This window comes from Pseudomonas sp. B21128 (genome assembly GCF_044218865.1).
In the GTDB taxonomy this organism is placed as follows: Bacteria; Pseudomonadota; Gammaproteobacteria; order Pseudomonadales; family Pseudomonadaceae; genus Aquipseudomonas; species Aquipseudomonas iridis.
Window position 1 is genome coordinate 5474382 of the sequence record NZ_CP162590.1, and the last position, 19238, is coordinate 5493619.

Sequence of the window (19238 nt, forward strand, 5' to 3'; positions counted from 1 at the left end):
AAGGGTTACTGACGACTTCGATCATCAACCTGACGCCCAAGGCGACCTGCTCTGCCAGCGACCTCAAGGCAACGAGAAACGACATTAGAAGGCCATTAACCACGTCTATATAAATGGCGCCAAATAATCCGCCCGAACTTTGCATGTCAAAATCATGCGAGCCACCAACCGCCGGATAAATGCAGGTAACATGCGTCGCTTTGCAGCCACTCGGCCTGACCATGTCCGCGACGTCCCGCTTTCCTTTTCTCCCGTATCTCTTCGCCTGCCTGCTCGGACTGTTTGCCTTCGGCGGCTTCTGGTATGGCCTCGGCAAACCGGTGATCCTCCCGGATGCCGCGACACCGACGCACAAGCTGCAATGCGCCTCCTACACCCCGTTCGACAAAGACCAGTCGCCATTCGACGTACCCTTCAAGTTGCGCCCGGAGCGCATGGACGCCGACCTCGCCCTGCTCGCCACCCGCTTCGAATGCATCCGCACCTACTCCATGACCGGCCTTGAAGCACTGCCGGATCTGGCGCGCAAACATGGCCTGAAATTGATGATCGGTGCCTGGGTCAACAGCAACCCGGTGGACAGCGAGAAGGAAGTCGACCTGCTGATCGCATCGGCCAACGCCAACCCGGACGTGGTCAGCTCGGTGATCGTCGGCAACGAAGTGTTGCTGCGCAAGGAGGTCACCGGCGGACAGCTGGTAAAGCTGATCAACAAGGTCAAAAGTCAGATCAAACAACCGGTGACGTACGCCGATGTCTGGGAATTCTGGCTCAAACACCCGGAAGTCGCGCCAGCGGTGGATTTCCTGACCATTCACTTGCTGCCGTACTGGGAAGACGATCCGTCGAATATCGATGCGGCGCTGCAGCATGTGGCGCAGGTGCGCCAGGTATTCGGCAACAAGTTCGCGCCCAAGGACGTGATGATTGGCGAAACCGGCTGGCCGAGTGAAGGTCGCCAGCGTGAGACAGCACTGCCGAGCCGGGTCAACGAAGCGAAGTTCATTCGTGGTTTTGTTGCCATGGCCGAGAAAGAAGGCTGGCATTACAACCTGATCGAAGCTTTCGATCAGCCCTGGAAGCGTGCCAGTGAAGGCGCGGTTGGCGGGTATTGGGGGCTGTTCGATGCCGACCGTCAGGACAAAGGCATACTCGCGGGGCCGGTGACGAACGTGCCGCACTGGAAGCAGTGGCTGGCGGTCGGCGGTCTGATTTTCCTTGGCACCCTGTTTCTCGGTGGCCGGGTGCGCAATACGCGCTCGGCATTGGTGCTGCCGCTGTTGGGCGCCCTCGCCGCTTGCTCGATCGGGGCCTGGGGTGATCTGGCATTTGTGACCACACGATTTGCCAGCGAATGGCTGTGGGTCGGGTTGCTGACGGCCTTGAATCTGTTGGTGCTGGCGCATGCCGCGCTGACCTTGAGCGCTCGTACGGGCTGGCGCGAACGCATCTTCAATCTGCTGGAACAGCGCGCCGGATGGCTGGTAGCGGCCGCCGGATTTGCGGCGGCGGTGATGATGCTCGAGATGGTGTTCGATGCACGTTACCGCAGCTTTGCCACCATGGCATTTATGCTGCCGGCGCTGGTTTACCTGTGCCGACCGGTGAACGTGCCGCGTCGGGAGATTGCTCTGCTGACGTTCATCATAGGCGCCGGCATTGCGCCGCAGTTGTATCTGGAAGGGATGCAGAATCAACAGGCCTGGGGTTGGGCACTGGTCAGCGGGTTGATGGTTGTGGCGTTGTGGCGCTGCTTGCGGGTTCGCAGCCGCTGATCTTCAGCGTCTGTACCGGCCTCATCGCTGGCAAGCCAGCTCCCACAGGTTTTTGAGTCGTGCACATATATTGTGTTACCCATATCCCTGTGGGAGCGGGCTTGCCCGCGATGACTGACTATCAGGCGCTACGGGACGCCCGGACCAAGCGCAGCCCCGCAATCACCCCTGCAAACACCGCCAACGTCGTGTTGTACAACGCCAGTGCCGGCAGCCCGAACATCAGCGCCAACACCGCCAACCACCACCCTGCCCGCCCCGGCACGACAAAACCGGTCAGCGCACAACCCAGTGCCGCCCAGCCCAATACCTTGAAGTGAATCAGCAGCCCAAGATTGGCTCGCAGCTGACATTCCCAACGGCTGGCCTCATCGACGCAAATCCCCACCCATTTGCCATCCTCCATGAAGCCATAACGCGCGCCATAGCTGGCGGCCAGCCACAATGGCAACAAAACGAGTAACAGAATCACGGGCAAGCGGCGGGACATGAAGCACTCCAATCTTCGGAAATCGGCGGCCAGCTTAATCCGCCGCCAACCATACGCAAGCAATAACAACTGTTAACTAGTCATCCAATCAGTGCAAAGTGTATCGTCCAGCTACTATTACTCCGAATTCTGCCTGTTTGGTGCCGCGGCATGGCACTTTGGCGCAAGCACGGTGGTCATAGCCTGCGAACTTCATTCGGCACCTTCCTCTTAGGGATCCAGTCATGCTCCATTCCTTGCGCTTCGCCGCGCTGTTTAGCGGCCTTATTTTGAGTGCGTCCGCACTGGCGGTGGATATCGACGCCGCCAGTTATGGCTATCCCCTGACCAACCCGTTCGAGGCGACCATCGCCACGACTCCGCCGGACTTGCGCCCGGAACTGCCGTTGGACGACGACATCAATCAATCGGACCGCAGCGTCACTCTGCGTCCGGAGCGCGAGTTCATCCTGCCGGACAACTTCTGGCCGGTGAAGAAGCTGACCTACCGCATCGCCGAACAGGACAAACCCGCGCCGCTGATCTTCCTGATCGCCGGCACCGGCGCGCGCTTCGACAGCACGCTCAACGAATACCTGAAAAAGCTCTACTACAAGGCCGGCTACCACGTCGTGCAGCTGTCTTCACCGACCAGCTTCGACTTCATCAGCGCTGCGTCCCGCTTCGCCACGCCGGGCATTACCAAAGAAGACGCCGAAGACATGTACCGGGTGATGCAGGCCGTACGGGCGCAAAATCCGGACGTGCCGGTCACCGACTATTACCTCACCGGTTATAGCCTCGGTGCGCTGGATGCCGCCTTCGTCGCACACCTGGACGAGACCCGACGCAGCTTCAACTTCAAGAAAGTCCTGCTGCTCAATCCGCCGGTCAATCTCTACACCTCGATCACCAACCTCGACAAACTCGTGCAGACCGAGGTTAAAGGCATCAACAACAGCACCACCTTTTATGAACTGGTGCTGGCCAAGCTGACCCGCTACTTCCAGCAGAAAGGCTATATCGATCTCAATGACGCCTTGCTTTACGACTTCCAGCAGTCCAAGCAGCATCTGACCAACGAGCAGATGGCGATGCTGATCGGCACTTCGTTCCGCTTCTCGGCAGCCGACATTGCCTTTACCTCGGACCTGATCAACCGTCGCGGCCTGATCACCCCGCCGAAATACCCGATCACGGAAGGCACCAGCCTCACGCCGTTCCTCAAGCGTGCGCTGCAATGCGACTTCGATTGCTACCTGACCGAACAGGTCATTCCGATGTGGCGCGCGCGCACCGACGGCGGCAGCCTGCTGCAACTGATCGACCAGGTCAGCCTGTACGCACTCAAGGATTACCTGCACGACAGCCCGAAAATCGCGGTGATGCACAACGCCGACGACGTGATTCTCGGCCCGGGCGACCTCGGCTTCCTGCGCAAGACCTTCGGTGATCGCCTGACCGTTTATCCACTGGGCGGCCATTGCGGCAACATTAACTACCGCGTCAACAGCGACGCGATGCTGGAGTTCTTCCGTGGCTAAATATCTCCTGCTGGTAGCAGCGTTCCTCTGTGCAGGCGTGGCCCAGGCCGACAACAGCAAAGCCAACGCACCGGTGGTGGTCGACAGTGACGGTTTCAAGGAACCGCTGTCCAAACTCAAGTTCAACCCGGGCCTGGACCAGCGTGAATTCGAACGTTCGACGCTCAATGCGCTGGCCGTCTATGACCCTTTGGAGTCGTGGAACCGTCGGGTTTACCACTTCAACTATCGCTTCGACCAATGGGTGTTTCTGCCTGTAGTCGACGGCTATCGTTACGTCACGCCAGGTTTCCTGCGCACCGGCGTGAGCAACTTCTTCAACAACCTTGGCGATGTGCCGAACCTGGTCAACAGCCTGCTGCAGTTCAAAGGCCAGCGCTCGATGGAAACCACCGCGCGCCTGTTGCTCAACACCACGATCGGCATCGCCGGCCTGTGGGACCCGGCCACCGCCATGGGCCTGCCGCGTCAGAGCGAAGACTTCGGTCAGACGCTGGGCTTCTACGGCGTACCGGGCGGCGCCTATTTCGTCCTGCCAATTTTCGGCCCATCCAACCTGCGTGACACCGCAGGTCTGGCCGTGGACTACACCACCGAATCGGCGATCAACTTCCTCAACGTCTCGGAAGTCAGCTCCAACCACCCGGAAGTCTGGGCCCTGCGCGCGGTGGACAAGCGCTACCAGACCGGCTTCCGCTACGGTCAGCTGAACTCACCGTTCGAGTACGAGAAAGTGCGCTACGTGTACACCGAGTCGCGCAAGTTGCAGATTGCCGAGTAGATTCGGCAGGTACAAAAAAGGCCATTCGATGCGAGTCGAATGGCCTTTTTCATGACACAACAACGCTAAAACTGTGGGGGCCAAGCCTGCCAACTCCCACAAGGTTATGCGTTCAACTTTTGACAGCTTTCCAGATCTTGCCGACGAGCGTTACAACCGCCAGCACCACCGCACCGGCGATAATCCCCGCCACACCATTAATCAACACCGGCACCACAAACCCCGCGCTACCCGCCGCTGCGCCGATGCTTTCAATCCAGTGATGAACCACCGGCACGCCGTGGGTCAGGATGCCGCCGCCGACCAGGAACATCGCCGCCGTGCCGATCACCGACAGAGCCTTCATCATGTAGGGCGCGGCGACCAGAATGCCGTTGCCGATTTTTTGGGCCATTTGCCCAGGTTTCCGGGTCAGCCACAGCCCCAGGTCGTCGAGCTTGACGATGCCGGCCACCAGGCCATACACACCAATGGTCATGACAATAGCGATGCCGGACAGCACGATCACTTGCTGGGTCAGCGTGGCGCCAGCCACGGCACCCAGGGTGATGGCGATGATTTCTGCCGACAGGATGAAGTCGGTGCGGATCGCGCCTTTGATCTTGTCCTTCTCGAACGCCACCAGATCAGTCGCAGGATCGGCTACGGCCGCACTCAGTTGCGCGTGATCGGCGTCATCTTCAGCCTTGCTGTGCAGAAATTTGTGCGCGAGCTTTTCGAAACCTTCGAAGCACAGATACGCACCACCGACCATCAACAGCGGCGTCACCAGCCATGGCACGAACGCACTGATCGCCAGCGCCGAGGGCACCAAAATCAGTTTGTTGAGGAACGAGCCCTTGGCCACCGCCCACACCACCGGGATTTCCCGCTCGGCGCGCACGCCGGAGACCTGCTGGGCGTTGAGCGCCAAATCATCGCCGAGCACCCCGGCGGTCTTCTTGGCGGCCATTTTGGTCATCAACGCAACGTCATCCAGAACGGTGGCGATATCGTCGATCAGCACCAGCAAACTGCTTCCTGCCATGAATCCTGTTTCCTTCTATGTATGAATGTTGCGAAGCATAACGCGACCGCGGGCCACATGGGGCATTGTTGAGCGCTGCGCGAGGCCGGTGCTACCATGCGCCACCGCCAGAACAGGCAAGGAACCACCGGGTTTATGAGCACAATCCGCGAGCGCAACAAAGAACTGATCCTGCGTGCTGCCAGTGAGGAGTTTGCCGACAAGGGCTTCGCTGCGACAAAAACCAGCGACATCGCCGCGAAGGCAGGATTGCCCAAGCCCAACGTCTACTACTACTTCAAGTCCAAGGAAAACCTCTACCGCGAGGTGTTGGAAAGCATCATCGTGCCGATCTTGCAGGCTTCAACTCCGTTCAACGCGGAAGGCGTGCCGAGCGAAGTGCTCAGCGGCTACATCCGCTCGAAGATCCGCATCTCCCGCGACCTGCCCTTCGCTTCCAAGGTGTTCGCCAGCGAAATCATGCACGGCGCCCCGCACCTGAGTGCCGACCTGGTCGAGCAGCTCAACGGCCAGGCCAAGCACAACATCGACTGCATCCAGACCTGGATCGACCGCGGCCAGATCGCCCCGATCGACCCCAATCACCTGATGTTCAGCATCTGGGCCGCTACCCAGACCTACGCCGACTTCGACTGGCAGATCTCGGCGATCACCGGCAAGGACAAACTGGATGAAGCGGATTATGAAGCCGCGGCGCAGACGATAATTCGGTTGGTGTTGAAGGGGTGTGAGCCGGATTGAGACCGAGGCGCCTGCTTCGCGAGCAAGCTCGCTCCCACATTGGATCGGTGAACACCACAAATCCCCTGTGGGAGCGAGCTTGCTCGCGAATGAAGGCACCTCGGTTTCAGCTCAAACCCAAATCGCATCCCACAGCGGATAGTCTCCAAGCTTCTCTACCAACCCTGCCCGCAATGGATTGGCCACCACGTAACGCGCCATTTTCACCAAATCATCCTCACGCCGCAGCGCTCGATCATGAAATCCCTGCTGCCAAATACTGCCATTTCTACCTGTAGTCATATTTACCGCCCTCGCACTTAAGGACTTGGTTCTTTGCATCAACTCACTCAGTGAACCTCGCCTCAAGTCGAGCAGCCAATGGAAATGATCTGGCATGACAACCCACGCCATTGAGTTGGCAAGGCCAATATCCTGGGCATTACGAAACTGATCGACGACCAACCTGCCCAATGCAAAATCGCTGAAAACCGGTTCGCGGTGCAGTGTATTCGCAGTGAGTAAATATAGGCGATTGGGCTCGTCATACCGGCCAAAACGCAATCGATGTGAGGCTGATAATTTCGGCATTCCTTTGCCCTTCCAAGTAGAGACTTGAAAGGTTAGATCTGCGAACCAGGGAGGCGGAGAAAGACTTTTGGCAGGATGTGTCAAATGAAACGTCTTCGCGAGCAAGCTCGCTCCCACTGAGGAGCTGAGTGATTCAGACATTTTATGTCAGACCACAAATCCTGTGGGAGCGAGCTTGCTCGCGAAGGCGCCAGTTCAGACGCCAAAAATCAAGCAGCCCCCCCCCCATCCGCCCTCAAATCCAGCGCCTGCACCGCTTTGATCGCCACCTGCTCATCAATGTCCGACAGGTCGCCGCTAATCCCGATCGCACCCAGCAAATTCCCCGCCTGATCGCGGATCAACACACCGCCCGGTGCCGGCACGACGCTGCCCTGGCCCGTGCTGTTGAGTGCCGCGAAGAATGCCGGGCGTTGTTGAGCGTCCACTGCCAGCAGGCGTGAGCCCTTGCCCAGCGCAATCGCGCCCCAGGCTTTGCCGATGGCGATCTGCGGGCGCAGCAGGCTGGCGCCGTCTTCGCGTTGCAGGGTGATCAGGTGGCCGCCGCTATCGAGTACCGCGATGGTCAACGGCGCGGCATTGATGCCTCGCCCTGCACTGATGGCTTCGTTGACCAGATTGACTGCGACTTTCAAGGTTAAAGCGCTCATGGTGCCGTCCTCATTTTGTTATAGGGAAAGTCGTGGAGCTGCGCTCGAATGCCGCAGTCCGATGCAAACAAATAGAACACAATGAGTTATTTTTTTGTATACAATAATTCTCGAAAAGCGCCACATGCGACGAAAAGCCACAGCAGAACCGGCTTGCGACGAATGAAACAGTCGCTTGAGAAAATGGATTGACCTGCGCCGTCCGCCGTGAATACACTCTGCGCAAAGCCACTTGTATACAATTACAAAACGTAAAGAGGCACAAAACCATGAGCAAAATGAGAGCAATCGAAGCCGCCGTTCTGGTGATGCGCCGTGAAGGGGTTGATACCGCTTTTGGCATTCCGGGCGCTGCCATCAACCCGCTGTACTCCGCCTTGCAGAAAGTCGGTGGCATCGATCACGTCCTTGCTCGCCACGTTGAAGGCGCCTCGCACATGGCCGAGGGCTACACCCGCACCAAGGCCGGCAACATCGGCGTGTGCATCGGGACTTCCGGCCCTGCCGGTACCGACATGGTCACCGGGCTCTACAGCGCCTCGGCCGACTCGATTCCAATCCTCTGCATTACCGGCCAGGCACCCCGCGCCCGTATGCACAAGGAAGACTTCCAGGCTGTCGACATCACCAGCATCGTCAAGCCAGTCACCAAGTGGGCAACCACGGTGCTGGAACCAGGCCAGGTGCCTTACGCGTTCCAGAAAGCTTTTTTTGAAATGCGCTCCGGCCGTCCAGGCCCTGTGCTGATCGATCTGCCGTTCGACGTGCAGATGGCCGAAATCGAATTCGACATCGACGCTTACCAGCCTCTGCCGCTGGCCAAGCCGACCGCGACCCGCGTTCAGGTCGAGAAGGCTTTGGCCCTGCTCGATCAGGCCGAGCGTCCATTGCTGGTGGCCGGTGGTGGCATCATCAACGCCGATGCCAGTGATCTGCTGGTCGAGTTCGCTGAACTGACCGGGATTCCGGTCATCCCGACCCTGATGGGCTGGGGCACCATCCCGGACGATCACCCGTTGATGGTCGGCATGGTTGGTCTGCAGACTTCGCACCGCTACGGCAACGCCACCATGCTGAAATCCGACGTGGTGCTGGGCATCGGTAACCGTTGGGCCAACCGTCACACCGGTTCGGTTGACGTCTACACCGAAGGTCGCAAGTTCATTCACGTCGACATCGAAGGCACGCAGATCGGCCGTGTGTTCACACCGGACCTGGGCATCGTGTCCGACGCCGCTGCCGCGCTGACCGTGTTCATCGAAGTCGCCCGTGAGTGGCAAGCGGCCGGCAAGCTGAAAAACCGCAGTGCCTGGCTGCAGGATTGCCAGCAGCGCAAAGCCAGCCTGCACCGCAAGACCCACTTCGACAACGTGCCGGTCAAACCGCAGCGCGTGTATGAAGAGATGAACCAGGTGTTCGGCAAAGACACCTGCTACGTCAGCACCATCGGTCTGTCGCAGATTGCCGGCGCGCAGTTCCTGCACGTCTACAAGCCGCGTCACTGGATCAACTGCGGTCAGGCTGGCCCGTTGGGCTGGACCATTCCGGCAGCACTGGGCGTGGTCAAGGCCGATCCGAGCCGTAAAGTCGTGGCCCTGTCGGGGGACTATGATTTCCAGTTCATGATCGAAGAACTGGCGGTCGGCGCTCAGTTCAAACTGCCTTACATCCACGTCGTGGTGAACAACTCGTACCTGGGCCTGATTCGTCAGGCACAGCGCGGGTTTGAAATGGACTACTGCGTGCAGCTGTCCTTCGATAACCTCAACGCGCCGGAACTCAACGGTTACGGTGTTGACCACGTCGCAGTGGCCGAAGGCCTGGGCTGTAAGGCACTGCGTGTGTTCGAACCATCGGAAATCGCCCCTGCCCTGCGCAAGGCCGAACAGATGATCGAAGAGTTCAAGGTGCCGGTGATCGTCGAGATCATTCTGGAGCGTGTGACCAACATCTCCATGGGTACCGAGATCAACGCCGTCAACGAATTCGAAGACCTGGCGCTGGTCGGCAACGATGCGCCAACGGCGATTTCGCTGCTTGATTGAACGTCATTAGCGCCCTCTCCCCCCGGGAGAGGGCTGGGGTGAGGGAAAGGTTTTGCGGTGCTCGCAAAATCGGGATCAGACTCAGGATTCCCCCTCGCCCTAACCCTCTCCCCCAGGAGAGGGGACTGATTGCGTTCAGTCTGACCCACCGTGTCAAATCCGTTTTTAGGAGACCACCATGCCGCGTTTCGCAGCCAACCTGTCCATGCTGTTCACCGAACAGGATTTCCTTGCCCGTTTCGACGCCGCCGCCAAGGCGGGTTTCAGCGGTGTTGAATACCTGTTCCCGTACGACTTCAGCTCTGCCGAAATCAAGGCCAGGCTCGACGCCAACGGTCTGACCCAAGTGCTGTTCAACCTGCCGGCCGGTGACTGGGCCAAGGGCGAGCGCGGTATCGCGTGTCTGCCGGATCGGGTTGAAGAGTTCCGCGCCGGGGTTGATCTGGCGATTGCTTACGCACAAGTGCTGGGCAACACCCAGATCAACTGCCTGGCCGGTATCCGTCCGCAAGGTGTAGACGATGCCACGGTTGAAAAGACCTTCGTCGCCAACCTCAAGTACGCCGCCGACAAGCTGCAAGCGGCGGGCATCAAACTGGTGATGGAAGCCATCAACACCCGTGACATTCCGGGCTTCTACCTGAATAACACGGCGCAAGCCCTGTCGATTCGCGAGCAGGTCGGCAGCGCCAATCTGTTCCTGCAGTACGACATCTATCACATGCAAATCATGGAAGGCGATCTGGCCCGCACCCTGCAATCGCACCTGAGCGAGATCAACCATGTGCAGCTCGCGGATAACCCGGGCCGCAACGAGCCGGGCACTGGCGAGATCAACTACCGCTTCCTGTTCGAACACCTTGATCGCATCGGTTATCAGGGTTGGGTGGGCTGTGAATACAAGCCGCTGACCACCACCGAAGCAGGCCTCGGCTGGCTGAAAACCCACAACGCAATTTAAGAACACTGCAACAACCCTGTGGGAGCGAGCTTGCTCGCGAAGAGGCCGGCACATTCACCCTCAGTGGCGCCTGCCATACCGCATTCGCGAGCAGGCTAGTTCCCACATAAAAGCAACTCCCCCTATTTGCTTGAGCAAGACAAAAACAAGAGGATTTTCTCATGGCTAAAATCGGATTTATCGGCACCGGCATCATGGGCCACCCAATGGCGGCGAACCTGCAGAAAGCCGGTCACAGCCTGTTCCTGTCGGCGCACCACGACGCCGCGCCTGCCGACCTGGTTGCCGCTGGCGCCGTCGCATTGGCCAACCCGCGCGAAGTCGCGCAGGAAGCTGAATTCATCATCGTCATGGTGCCGGATACCCCGCAGGTCGATGACGTGCTGTTCCGCGCCGACGGCGTTGCGGCAGGCATCAGCAAAGGCAAAATCGTCATCGACATGAGCTCGATCTCGCCGACCGCCACCAAGACTTTTGCGGCGAAGATCAACGAGAAAGGCGCGCAATACCTCGACGCGCCAGTGTCCGGCGGTGAAGTCGGCGCCAAAGCCGCGACCCTGAGCATCATGATCGGTGGCGACGCCGATGCCTTCGAACGCGCATTGCCGCTGTTCCAGGCCATGGGCAAGAACATCACCCTGGTCGGTGGCAATGGCGACGGTCAGACCGCCAAAGTTGCCAACCAGATCATCGTTGCCCTGAACATCCAGGCCGTCGCCGAAGCGCTGCTGTTCGCTTCGAAAAACGGTGCGGATCCAGCCAAGGTGCGTGAAGCGCTGATGGGTGGTTTCGCCTCCTCCAAGATCCTCGAAGTGCACGGCGAGCGCATGATCAAAGGCACCTTCGATCCAGGCTTCCGCATCAGCCTGCACCAGAAGGACCTGAACCTGGCCCTGCAAGGCGCCAAGGAGCTGAACATCAACCTGCCGAACACCGCCAACACTCAGCAAGTGTTCAGCACCTGCGCGGCGATCGGTGGCAGCAACTGGGACCACTCGGCGCTGATCAAGGGCCTGGAACACATGGCCAACTTCTCGATTCGCGACAAGAAATAATCTGCGCCTATGGCTCGCTCCCTGTGGGAGCGGGCTTGCCCGCGATGGCATCAACTCGGTCTGCCTGAACGACCGCAGTGCCTGAATCGCTGGCGAGCCAGCTCCCACAAGGACCGCGTCGCTACACCGTTGTCGCTTTATCCCAATAACAAGAATTCCGGGAGCCCGCCATGTCGGTCGATCCGCAACAACTGCTGCGCGAGCTGTTTGCTACAGCCATTGACGCGGCGCATCCGCAGCAAGTCCTCGAAGCCCATCTGCCAGCCGATCGTACCGGTCGGGTGATCGTCATCGGCGCCGGCAAAGCCGCCGCTGCCATGGCGCAAGTGGTCGAGCGCTGCTGGCAGGGTGAAGTATCTGGCCTGGTTGTGACCCGTTACGGTCACGGCGCCCCGTGCGAAAAAATCGAAGTGGTCGAGGCCGCGCATCCAGTGCCGGACGCTGCCGGTCTGGCCGTCGCCAAACGCGTGCTGGACCTGGTCAGTAACCTGAGCGAAGACGACCGCGTGATCTTCCTGCTGTCCGGTGGCGGCTCTGCCCTGCTCGCCCTGCCAGCCGAAGGCATCACGCTTGCCGACAAGCAGTCGATCAACAAAGCCCTGCTCAAATCCGGCGCGACCATCGGCGAGATGAACTGCGTGCGCAAGCACCTCTCGGCGATCAAGGGCGGCCGTCTCGGCAAGGCCTGCTGGCCGGCGACTGTTTATACCTATGCGATTTCCGATGTACCGGGCGACCTCGCCACGGTCATCGCTTCCGGCCCGACCGTGGCCGACCCGAGCACGTCAGCCGAAGCCTTGGCGATCATCAAGCGCTACGGCATCGAGATCCCGGCGTCGGTACGCACCTGGCTGCAAAGCTCCGAGTCGGAAACCGTCAAACCCGGCGACCCGAGCCTGGCTCGCAGTCATTTCCAGTTGATCGCCCGTCCGCAGCAATCGCTGGATGCCGCCGCGGTGAAATGCCGCCAGGCCGGTTTCAGCACGCTGATCCTCGGCGACCTGGAAGGTGAGTCGCGCGAAGTGGCGAAAGTCCACGCTGGCATCGCCCGCCAGATCATCAACCACGGTCAGCCACTGGCCGCCCCCTGCGTGATCCTCTCCGGCGGCGAAACCACCGTGACCGTGCGCGGCAATGGCCGTGGCGGCCGCAATGCCGAATTCCTCCTGAGCCTGACCGACAGTCTCAAGGGCCAGCCCGGCGTCTACGCCTTGGCCGGTGACACTGACGGCATCGACGGCTCGGAAGACAATGCCGGCGCCATCATGACCCCGGACAGCTACGCCCGCGCCGCCGCCCTTGGCCTGAGCGCCAGCGACGAGCTGGATAACAACAACGGCTACGGCTACTTCCAGGCACTCGACGCGCTGATCGTCACCGAACCGACCCGCACCAACGTCAACGACTTCCGCGCCATTCTGATCCTTGAGAACTCTAAATCATGACGCCTGATAAAAAGGTCAAAATCCTCGCCACCCTCGGGCCTGCGGTCGATGGCATCGACGCTATCCGCGAACTGGTCGAGGCCGGGGTCAATATCTTCCGCCTCAACTTTAGCCACGGTGATCACGCCGACCACGCCAAGCGCTATCAGTGGATCCGCGAAGTCGAGCGCCAGCTCAACTATCCGCTGGGCATTCTGATGGACCTGCAAGGGCCGAAACTGCGCGTCGGCAAATTCGCTGACGGCAAGGTGCAGCTGCATCGCGGCCAGGCATTCCGTCTCGATCTGGACGCGACACCGGGCGATGAGCGCCGGATCAACCTGCCCCATCCGGAGATTATCGAAGCGCTGGAAGCGGGCATGGATCTGCTGCTCGACGACGGCAAACTGCGCCTGCGCGTGGTGACCAAATACGCCGATGCGATCGACACCACCGTGCTCAATGGCGGCGAACTGTCGGATCGCAAAGGCGTGAACGTGCCACAAGCGGTGCTCGAACTCAGCCCGTTGACCGCCAAGGATCGCCGCGACCTGAGTTTCGGTCTGGAACTGGGTGTGGATTGGGTCGCGCTGTCGTTTGTGCAGCGCCCGCAAGACATTCTCGAGGCCCGCGCACTGATCGGTGACAAAGCGTTCCTGATGGCGAAAATCGAGAAGCCGTCGGCGGTTGAGCAACTGCGTGAAATCGCCGAACTGAGCGACGCGATCATGGTGGCTCGCGGTGATCTGGGCGTAGAAGTCCCGGCCGAGAGCGTGCCGCAGATCCAGAAAAACATCATCACCACCTGCCGCGAACTCGGCAAACCTGTCGTCGTCGCGACGCAAATGCTCGAGTCGATGCGCTTCTCCCCTGCCCCCACTCGCGCCGAAGTCACCGACGTCGCCAACGCGGTGGCCGAGGGTGCCGATGCGGTGATGCTGTCGGCGGAAACCGCGTCCGGCGAGTACCCGCTGGAAGCTGTGCAGATGATGAGCAAGATCATCCGCCAGGTGGAAAACGGTCCGGATTATCAGACGCAACTGGACGTCAGTCGGCCGAAGGCTGAGGCCACCGTGTCGGATGCGATCAGTTGCGCGATCCGGCGCATCAGCAACGTGTTGCCGGTGGCCGTTTTGGTCAACTACAGCGAGTCGGGCGCATCGAGCCTGCGTGCATCGCGGGAACGGCCAAAAGCACCGATCCTCAACCTGACGCCGAACCTGCAGACCGCGCGCCGTTTGAGCGTGGCATGGGGCATTCACTCGGTGGTCAATGATCGCCTGCGTCAGGTCGATGAAGTCTGCTCGACCGCGCTGGAAATCGCCCAGGCGCAGGGAATGGCCGAGCGTGGTGACACGCTGCTGATCACTGCCGGCGTGCCGTTTGGGCAGCCGGGGTCGACGAACTCGCTGCGTATCGAGACGTTGATTTAAAGACAGCGACACAACCTGTGGCGAGGGGGGAAATCCTCTGGCCACAGAGTTCCTATGACAAAGAGACTCATCGTTTTTACTGGCCTCTTCGCGAGCAAGCTCGCTCCCACAGTTGATTTGTGTGAATCACAAATTCAATGACTGAACAAAGATTCAATGTGGGAGTGAGCTTGCTCGCGAAGCAGGCGACTCGGTTTCACTGACTTTCAGAACTGCCATGCCTGCCAAACATTTCAATACCCACTGCCCCGACTGGGCCGAGGCTTTGCTCAACGGTTTCAGTCAGATATTCCTCCAGCGCCATCCACTGTGCGGCCTGCTGTGTCTGCTAGCGATCCTGCTGACAGCGCCTGTGCTGTTCGCCGGTGCGCTGCTGGGCGCCGTCGCCGGATTGCTCACCGCGCAACGGCGCAACTACGCCAAGGCTGATCGCCAGGCCGGGTTGTTCAGCTACAACGGCGTCCTGCTTGGTTTGTTGCTGAGCCTGTATTTCCCGTGGTCACCGCTGCTGCCGCCGCTGATTCTCGCCGCTGGTGGCTTGAGTGCGATGCTCACGCAACAATGGCTCAAACATGTGTACCGCAACCGATTCATACCGGCCTACACCTCGCCGTTCGTGGCCATGAGTTGGGTGTTACTGCTGTTCGCCGAACCGTCGGCGCCGATGCCTCACGTCGAGATGAACCTGCTCAATCTGTTCGCTGCCGAGTTCAAAGGGCTCGGACAGGTGATGTTCCTCGGGCATCCATTGGCCGGGGGGTTGATTGCCATCGGTTTGCTGATCGCTGATCGCCGCGCTTTTGCCTGGGCACTGCTGGCTTCTGCAATCGGTCTGGCGTCCAGTTTGCTGCACCACGAAACCAGTTCCGCGCTGCTGGGCCTGGGCAGCTACAACGCCGTGCTCGCCGCCCTCGCCTTCAGTGCTCAACGCGAACAACCGTGGTTGCCATTGCTCGGCATCGTCCTGGCATTGCTGATCACACCGCTGTTCGCCGCCATGGGTCTGGCCACATTGACCGCGCCGTTCATCCTGGCCTGCTGGCTGATCCGCGCCGGTATCCAGATGCTTGGCAAAGCCAACGTCGACAGCACGCCTTGCGCTCAGGGGGAGAATCAACCTAGGCTGCGCTGATCTTTGATTCAGGCATTATTCATGGACAGCAGCAGCAACTGGCGTGAACGGCTTTACGTCATGATTTTCCAGAGCGACACCCTCGCCGGACGGCGCTTCGACGGCATTTTGCTGTTGATCATCCTCGCCAGTCTGGTGATCGTGATGCTCGACAGCATCGACAGCATTCACCAGAACTACGCCAACGTGCTGGCCTACATCGAGTGGGGTTTCACGATCATCTTTCTCGGTGAGTACATCCTGCGTCTTTACTGTTCGCCCAAGCCGCTGCGCTATGCCTTCAGTTTTTACGGGCTGGTGGATTTGCTGGCGATCGTGCCGGGCATTCTCGCGCTGTATTACAGCGATGCGCAGTATCTGCTGATTATTCGCATCATCCGCATGCTGCGGATTTTCCGCGTGCTCAAGCTCAGTCCGTACCTCAAGCAAGCCAATTACCTGATGTCGGCGCTGCGCGGCAGCAAACAGAAAATCGTGGTGTTTCTGGTCAGTGTCTGCACGCTGGTGACGGTGTTCGGTACGTTGATGTACGTGATCGAAGGCCCGGAGCACGGCTTCACCAGCATTCCCAAAGGCATCTATTGGGCTATCGTGACGCTGACCACCGTGGGGTTTGGCGACATCGTGCCGAAAACGCCTCTGGGTCAGGTGATTTCGTCGCTGGTGATGATCACCGGTTACTCGATCATCGCCGTGCCAACCGGAATTTTCACCGCCGAACTGGCCAACGCCATGCGCGGTGAACAGCTGCAACATGATTGCCCTGTGTGCAAGAAAAACAGCCACGAACATGGCGCCGCGTTTTGCTCGCGCTGTGGCAACGCGCTGTTCAAAAAAATGGAATAAGCAAAGAGCTTTTTAATCTTTAAGCGACTATGCGAGGCCCGCTATAGTCGCTGGCAAATGGCCTCAGTTTTGGCACAACACCCCCACAGAACAAGGAATGCGCAGTGAAAAAACTCTTTGGCGCCTCACTTCTCGCCGCAGGTCTCGCGTTCGGCAGCGTGGCTCAAGCCGCACCGACCCTGCTCAACGTTTCGTACGACGTGATGCGCGATTTCTACAAGGACTACAACACTGCGTTCCAGAAACACTGGCAAGCCGAGCACAACGAAAACATCACGGTGCAGATGTCCTTCGGCGGTTCGAGCAAACAGGCGCGATCAGTGATCGACGGCCTGCCGGCTGACGTCATCACCATGAACATGGCAACTGACATCAACGCCCTCGCCGACAACGGCAAACTGGTGCCGGAGAACTGGGTCACACGCCTGCCGAACAACAGCGCGCCGTTCACTTCCGCCACCGTATTCATCGTCCGCAAAGGCAACCCGAAAGCCCTGAAAGACTGGCCGGATCTGCTCAAGGACGGCGTGCAAGTGATCGTGCCGAACCCGAAAACGTCGGGCAACGGACGCTATACCTACCTGTCGGCATGGGGCTATGTGCTGAAGAACGGCGGTGACGAGAACAAGGCCAAGGACTTCGTCGGCAAACTGTTCAAGCAAGCGCCGGTGCTCGATACCGGTGGCCGCGCCGCCACCACCACGTTCATGACCAACCAGATCGGCGACGTGCTGGTGACCTTCGAGAACGAAGCCGAAATGATCGCCCGCGAGTTTGGCCGTGATCAGTTTGAAGTCGTCTACCCAAGTGTCTCCGCTGAGGCCGAGCCACCGGTTTCCGTGGTCGACAAAGTCGTCGACAAGAAAGGCTCGCGTGCGGCGGCTGATGAATATCTGAAGTACCTGTGGTCGCCACAAGGTCAGGAAATTGCTGCCGCCAACTACCTGCGCCCGCGTGATCCGGCGGTGCTGGCGAAGTACACCGATCGTTTCCCGAAAGTCGATTTCCTGTCGGTGGAGAAGACTTTTGGTGACTGGCGCACCGTGCAGAAGACTCACTTCAATGACGGTGGGGTGTTTGATCAGATTTACACGGGGCAGTAAGGCTTAAGTGGCAGTGAAAAAGGCGACCTCGGCAGGTCGCCTTTTTTGTGGCCAAGCATCCCCTCACCCCAGCCCTCTCCCAGAGGGAGAGGGAGCCGACCGCGTTGTTCTGGGTCATGCGTCGACCTGAAAGATGGTGGCGATTATGGATTCGGTTACGCTCGTTCAAGTCGGCGTATTTCTCCAGCATCCCCCAATCAGTTCCCTCTCCCTCGGGAGAGGGCTAGGGTGAGGGGAAGCTTGTGATCATAAGCACGCTATCGAACAGATGTAAGTGAATGTATCATCAGCGCTCATCCGTCGGACGACAGTCGATCCAGGACGACACGCTGAAACACTCCAACATTGCGCACCTTGATAACTGATATCAACCAACGGCGTCTTCTGCCCGCCCGGTTTGTCCCATAGCCTCACCGCATTCCTTTCGCTGGATCGAGAAACCCTATGACCGCCACGACTCACGCAATGACCCGAGGCATGGTGCTGCTGTTCGCTTTTTGCTGCGGCGCCATCGTTGCCAACATCTACTACGCGCAGCCGATCATCGGCCTGATCGCGCCGGACATCGGTCTGACCGACACCATGGCCAGTTTCATCGTCTCGCTGACGCAGATCGGCTATGCGTTGGGCCTGTTCTTTCTGGTGCCGCTGGCGGACCTGCTGGAAAACCGCCGGTTGATGATCATCACCACCGTGGTGGCGATAGCCAGCCTGCTGGCTGCGGCGTTCACCGATCAACCCAACCTGTTTCTGCTGATCTCGTTGCTGGTGGGCTTCAGTTCGGTGTCGGTGCAGATCCTGATTCCATTGGCCGCGCATCTGGCGCCTGAGGAATCTCGCGGTCGCGTTGTCGGCGGAATCATGGGCGGCTTATTGCTGGGCATCCTGTTGGCGCGGCCGGTATCGAGCGTGGTGGCCGACCACTTGGGCTGGCGGGCGATGTTCATGATCGCGGCGGCGCTGATGGCGGCGATCAGCGTGGTGTTGGCGCTGACAGTCCCCAAGCGCCAACCGGATCACAGCGCGTCCTATGGACAACTGCTCGGCTCGCTATGGACGTTGCTGCGCCAGCAACCGGTGCTGCGTCAGCGTGCGTTTTATCAGGGCTGCATGTTCGCCGCGTTCAGCCTGTTCTGGACCGCAGTGCCGCTGGAACTGGCGCGCAATCATGGCTTGTCGCAAACCGAGATTGCGATCTTCGCCCTGGTCGGCGCCATCGGTGCCATCGCCGCGCCGATCAGCGGTCGCCTGGCCGACGCCGGCCACACCCGAATCGCGTCCTTGCTGGCCATGCTGTTCGCCAGCCTGAGCTTCCTGCCCGCCTTCATCCACCCGGCCTACAGCGTCATCGGCCTGGCCGTGACCGGCGTCGTCCTCGACTTCTGCGTGCAGATGAACATGGTGCTCGGCCAGCGTGCGGTGTACTCGCTGGACGCGAAAAGCCGTGGTCGTCTGAACGCGCTGTACATGACCAGTATCTTCATCGGCGGCGCTTTCGGCTCGTCGGTGGCCAGCGCGGTGTATGAACATGGCGGTTGGTTATGGATCGTGATCGTCGGCAGCGTGTTTCCGTTGCTGGCGTTGCTGCGATTCTTGAGTGTTTCTGAAAAGCGCTCACTGGCGGCTGCCTGACACGCTAAAAATATCGCCAGCAGACTCGCCCCCACAGGTTAATCACTGAC

17 protein-coding genes are annotated in these 19238 nt (G+C 59.6%); 13 read left to right on the top strand and 4 right to left on the bottom strand.

Going from position 1 to position 19238, the window contains the following annotated elements; translation table 11 throughout:
* The first annotated feature begins 179 nt into the window (after positions 1 to 179).
* The gene (locus tag AB4P91_RS24680; RefSeq protein WP_150594214.1) at positions 180 to 1775 is read left to right on the top strand and encodes a glycosyl hydrolase family 17 protein; all 1596 of its coding nucleotides are present in this window, start codon (positions 180 to 182) and stop codon (positions 1773 to 1775) included.
* A gap of 121 nt (positions 1776 to 1896) precedes the next feature.
* Here AB4P91_RS24680 and AB4P91_RS24685 read toward each other — a convergent pair whose 3' ends face one another.
* The gene (locus AB4P91_RS24685) at positions 1897 to 2265 is read right to left on the bottom strand and encodes a hypothetical protein (RefSeq protein WP_395603896.1); all 369 of its coding nucleotides are present in this window, start codon (positions 2263 to 2265) and stop codon (positions 1897 to 1899) included.
* A gap of 224 nt (positions 2266 to 2489) precedes the next feature.
* Between AB4P91_RS24685 and AB4P91_RS24690 the strand changes: the two genes are divergently transcribed.
* Both AB4P91_RS24690 and AB4P91_RS24695 read left to right on the top strand, forming a co-directional pair.
* Positions 2490 to 3788: a serine/threonine protein kinase gene (locus AB4P91_RS24690; protein WP_150594216.1), complete on the top strand. Its 1299-nt coding sequence runs from the start codon at positions 2490 to 2492 to the stop codon at positions 3786 to 3788.
* On the top strand, positions 3781 to 4569 hold the full coding sequence (locus tag AB4P91_RS24695) for a VacJ family lipoprotein (protein ID WP_150597135.1): 789 nt from the start codon (positions 3781 to 3783) through the stop codon (positions 4567 to 4569). Before AB4P91_RS24690 ends, AB4P91_RS24695 begins: the two co-directional genes overlap by 8 nt.
* Before the next feature lie 112 nt (positions 4570 to 4681).
* Here the strand turns inward: AB4P91_RS24695 and AB4P91_RS24700 are convergent, their stop codons facing one another.
* On the bottom strand, positions 4682 to 5596 hold the full coding sequence (locus AB4P91_RS24700) for a DUF808 domain-containing protein (protein WP_395603897.1): 915 nt from the start codon (positions 5594 to 5596) through the stop codon (positions 4682 to 4684).
* A 135-nt stretch (positions 5597 to 5731) separates the two neighbouring features.
* On the opposite strand from AB4P91_RS24700, the gene AB4P91_RS24705 reads away from it, so the two are divergent.
* Positions 5732 to 6337, top strand: a complete 606-nt coding sequence (locus AB4P91_RS24705; protein ID WP_150594219.1) for a TetR/AcrR family transcriptional regulator — start codon at positions 5732 to 5734, stop codon at positions 6335 to 6337.
* Positions 6338 to 6448: 111 nt separating this feature from the next.
* On the opposite strand, the gene AB4P91_RS24710 is transcribed toward AB4P91_RS24705, so the two are convergent.
* Positions 6449 to 6907, bottom strand: coding sequence for a transposase (locus tag AB4P91_RS24710; protein WP_150594220.1), 459 nt, complete (start codon positions 6905 to 6907; stop codon positions 6449 to 6451).
* Between the two features lie 209 nt (positions 6908 to 7116).
* Positions 7117 to 7557 (bottom strand): heme-binding protein, encoded by a 441-nt coding sequence (locus tag AB4P91_RS24715; protein WP_395603898.1) that lies wholly within the window; start codon positions 7555 to 7557, stop codon positions 7117 to 7119.
* A gap of 269 nt (positions 7558 to 7826) precedes the next feature.
* Between AB4P91_RS24715 and gcl the strand changes: the two genes are divergently transcribed.
* From gcl to AB4P91_RS24760, 9 genes are all read left to right on the top strand, one after another.
* Positions 7827 to 9602: a glyoxylate carboligase gene (gene gcl / locus AB4P91_RS24720; RefSeq protein WP_007919935.1), complete on the top strand. Its 1776-nt coding sequence runs from the start codon at positions 7827 to 7829 to the stop codon at positions 9600 to 9602.
* 178 nt (positions 9603 to 9780) lie between these two features.
* Positions 9781 to 10563, top strand: a complete 783-nt coding sequence (hyi, locus tag AB4P91_RS24725) for a hydroxypyruvate isomerase (protein WP_102900802.1) — start codon at positions 9781 to 9783, stop codon at positions 10561 to 10563.
* Between the two features lie 161 nt (positions 10564 to 10724).
* Positions 10725 to 11618 carry a 2-hydroxy-3-oxopropionate reductase gene (locus AB4P91_RS24730; RefSeq protein ID WP_150594223.1) on the top strand — a complete coding sequence of 298 codons (894 nt, stop codon included), beginning with the start codon at positions 10725 to 10727 and terminating at the stop codon, positions 11616 to 11618.
* A gap of 170 nt (positions 11619 to 11788) precedes the next feature.
* Positions 11789 to 13063, top strand: a complete 1275-nt coding sequence (locus AB4P91_RS24735; protein WP_395603899.1) for a glycerate kinase — start codon at positions 11789 to 11791, stop codon at positions 13061 to 13063.
* Entirely contained in the window at positions 13060 to 14475 is a 1416-nt protein-coding gene (gene pyk, locus AB4P91_RS24740) for a pyruvate kinase (protein WP_150594225.1), read from the top strand. Before AB4P91_RS24735 ends, pyk begins: the two co-directional genes overlap by 4 nt.
* A 217-nt stretch (positions 14476 to 14692) precedes the next feature.
* Positions 14693 to 15607 carry an urea transporter gene (locus AB4P91_RS24745; protein WP_395603900.1) on the top strand — a complete coding sequence of 305 codons (915 nt, stop codon included), beginning with the start codon at positions 14693 to 14695 and terminating at the stop codon, positions 15605 to 15607.
* Between the two features lie 21 nt (positions 15608 to 15628).
* A complete protein-coding gene (locus AB4P91_RS24750; RefSeq protein ID WP_042558270.1) occupies positions 15629 to 16453 on the top strand; it encodes an ion transporter in 825 nt (274 codons plus the stop codon).
* A gap of 104 nt (positions 16454 to 16557) precedes the next feature.
* Positions 16558 to 17556: a sulfate ABC transporter substrate-binding protein gene (locus AB4P91_RS24755; RefSeq protein ID WP_042558269.1), complete on the top strand. Its 999-nt coding sequence runs from the start codon at positions 16558 to 16560 to the stop codon at positions 17554 to 17556.
* A gap of 444 nt (positions 17557 to 18000) precedes the next feature.
* Positions 18001 to 19188 carry an MFS transporter gene (locus AB4P91_RS24760; RefSeq protein ID WP_150597142.1) on the top strand — a complete coding sequence of 396 codons (1188 nt, stop codon included), beginning with the start codon at positions 18001 to 18003 and terminating at the stop codon, positions 19186 to 19188.
* The last annotated feature ends 50 nt before the right edge of the window (positions 19189 to 19238 follow it).